Raw genomic sequence first — 3549 nt, forward strand, 5'->3', positions numbered from 1 at the left:
CAAAATTTACTCTCATTAAATCAATTTTTTCTATAAAATAAAATTTAAATTCAAACCATATAGTTTTATAATAGTTAGTATTTAACTATACTTTAAGTTTAAATATTTTATTATTCCGCTATTTTATTTTTGTATTTTATATTATTTTTAAAAAATAAAAAATATGAAATTAATTTCAAAATAAATCATTTTAAATAAGGAAGGAGAAAAATATTTGAGTAAAAATATTATTTCAAGTAAGGTGTCCATTGGGGGGGGGGATTAGAAAATCCCATTTAAATTCTAAAAAGATAGTTTTATCTTTAGCTACTATTTCTTTCTTAGCTAGCTGTGCTAATGCTGCATTAAATTCTGAAATAAAAACTTATGATGAAATAAGTAAAAATACTAAAGCTAGATCAGCAAGTGTGTATAGTTCTAGAAATGGAACTAATACGACTATAAATTCTTTGCAAAACGGACAAGTAACTATTACTGGAAATGGAACAACAAATTCCTTAACAATTGGATCAAACGGAACTCTAGGTAGTATAGGTAATAACGATAGAATTATCTATGCCCATGCTAGCAACAGTGATACTCTTACTCTTACCAATCTTACCAATAATGGAATCATCAATGGTGCAGTGGCCATACAAAATAGTAAAAAGGACTTTACAGGAACCATCACTGTTAATACCTTTGAAAATAAAAACCAAATCAATGGACAAATTTATATGGGAATTTGGTCAAGTAGTCAAGGAACCCTTAATATAGAAAATTTTAACAATAGTGGAACCATAGCAGGTTCTAGCAATAAAGGAACTGTTTTTTTCGAAGGAAATACTAATATAAAAAGCTTTAGCAACAACGGTCTAATCAGTGGGGATCAAGGTGTAAGATTATCCGGAGGAACTATAAATAGTTTTAATAATAATGGAACTATCAGTGGTAGCTCTTCTAGTATACTTGTAGCAGGTGGCAACATAAAAACCCTTGTTAATTCTGGAACTATAATATCTAACGGTAATCATAATACTAATGCTGGTATAAAACTAGAAAGCGGTGGTACCATAGAAAATATTATCAACACAGGAACTATACAATCAAATTATACTGGTATAGTTGTAACTTATGGTAAATTTAAGGATCTTACCGTAAAAGATGGAGGTGTAGTTTATGGCAAATACGCAGGAATAGCAGTGGGTCAATGGCAAACTTTAGGTAATTTATACATAGATGGGGGTGAAGATACAAAAAAAGATGGCACAGTAAGTGGAATTTATAGCGACAAATATGGAATTTCCTTAGAAACTGGATCAAGCAGTCAAAAAATATATCTTACTAATGGAGGTGTGATACAAGGTAATACTAATGGTATTAGATTAATTAACTCAGCCTCTTTAAGTGGAGATATGATCTTATCTGGTGAAGGCTCTATGGTAAAAGGTGGAAGTGGTGCTGCTATTTCAAATGAAAGTGGAAAAATATCTGGTTCTATAACTATAAAAGATGGAGCTACTATAGGTTCAGATTCTGGTAAAGCCATAGAAAATTCAGGTTCAGGAACTGTTACAGGTGGTATTACTGTTAGTGGGGAAAACACTAAACTTGAAGGAAATATAATCAATACAGGTAATGCTTCTATAGGTAGTGATATTAAGATAGAAAATGGAGCTAAGGTAGAAGGTGGTCTTGTTAATCAAGGTAATGGAAGCATCTCAGGAAGTGTTCAAGTAAGCGGGGGCAGTAGTATTGATTCTATTACCAATACGGGTAATGGAGCTATTTCTGGTTCAATTACTGTAGATGAAGATAGTAAACTTGATTCTATCACTAACACTTCTACTTCTGATACAGGTATTTCAGGTTCTATCACTAACAATAGTGATAATAAACTTGAAATTTCTAACTCAGGTAATATCGGTGGTAAGATTGAAAGCACTGGTGGTGCTGATATGGTAATTAGTAATAGTAATGGTGGAACTATTAGTGGCGGTATTAGCTCTTCAGGAAGTGGGAATACTAGTATTTCTAATTCACAAGGCTCAACCATAAATAATGGTATTACTGTTTCAGGATCTGCACAAGTTGAAATCTCTAACCAAGGCTCAGTAGGTAAAGATAGCAATGGTAATACAGTAACTAACAATGGTAGTGGTAGTGTTGGAATTAAAGATTGGGTTGTTTCTACAGATAAAGAAACAGGTAAATTAGACACTGTGGTTGTAGGTGGAAGTGGTAAAGATAATGTAAAAGTAGAAAATATAACCGTTGATCAAAGCAATGTTAATCTTGATGAATTAGGAGATATCAACAATATCATCTCAGGTGTTAATCAAGGCAATATTGGCAATATAGGAACTAATGGAGGTGGAGAAATATCTTTAAGCTATGATCCATTAACAGGAAAACTTTCTACAGATTTTAATCTTAATGCTTCCATATCAGGTGCAACCTTTAGATCTTTAATCTCTACTACTACAAGAAGATCAACCTTTATAGATAATGTTATGGGTAATTCTATGCAAAGCTTTTCTTTGGCTTCTTCAAGTAAGTCTCAAAGCATCGCTATGTCTGAAAAGGGTAATTTATATGCAGATGCAAGTGATTATATAAAGAGTGATTTAAATAATGGAAACTATGGTTCTAATAAAGAACATTCTTTATTCATCCTTCCTTATTTTTCTTCACAGAATGTTGAACTTTCTTTAAATGAGGAAAGTAAAGGACACACTAAAGGAACCATTATAGGTTATTCTACTTTAAAAGACAGTGGAATATATGGTGTGTACGCAGGTTATGAAGATACAAAGATGAGTTCAACTTATTTTGATATTAATAATAGAACCTATTATGTAGGTTTAAAATACTTTAATATCTTACTTACTACAGAAAAAGGGCAAGAAGTTTATATCAAAGCTCAAGGTAAAACAGCTTTAATTAAAAATGATTTAACTAAAAAAATAGGAAATAATGAAGCTAAAGCAAATCCTAATTCTTATGCTTATGGAGTTAATGCAGGCTTAGGTATGAATTTTATTTCTAATAAAGATATATTCTCCCCTGAAGTAGGTTTAACCTATGAAGGAGGTTATACAGAAGCTTTTAGCATGATTAATACCAAAGGAGAAGCTACAGTTATGGGTGGTGAAAGAACCTATGCAAATTATTTAAATCTATTCTCTACTAAAACAAGCTTTACTTGGTTTAGAGATTGGTTGCCTAATTTAAAAAGCTCAGTAGAACTTGGAGCTAAGCTTAATATCAATCCTAGTGTAAAAGCTAAAGCTAGATTTGGAAATATAAAAGTAAATGATGAGTTTTATTTACCAAGAGTACAAAAATTTGTAAGCACTTCTTTAATCATTCCTGTTAATGAAGCTTTCTATTTTAGTTTAAACTATAATGGAATGTTTGATAAAGATGGCAATACCCATACAGGATTTGCTCAGTTTAATTATCTTTGGTAATCTTATAAAAGATAATACTTAGTTTAATTTAGTTTACTCTCCTACTTGTTAAAAATTTCATCCTGATAATTTTAAAATTATTGGGATGGATGTTTTT

General features: G+C 31.0%; 1 protein-coding gene. It reads left to right on the top strand.

Annotation, left to right across the window (positions count from 1 at the left end; translation table 11 throughout):
* Positions 1 to 290 precede the first annotated feature (290 nt).
* A complete protein-coding gene (locus tag ELQ07_RS08120; RefSeq protein WP_243833569.1) occupies positions 291 to 3452 on the top strand; it encodes an autotransporter outer membrane beta-barrel domain-containing protein in 3162 nt (1053 codons plus the stop codon).
* Positions 3453 to 3549: the final 97 nt, after the last annotated feature.

Source organism: Campylobacter sp. US55 (assembly GCF_004378955.1).
Classification (GTDB): domain Bacteria; phylum Campylobacterota; class Campylobacteria; order Campylobacterales; family Campylobacteraceae; genus Campylobacter_D; species Campylobacter_D jejuni.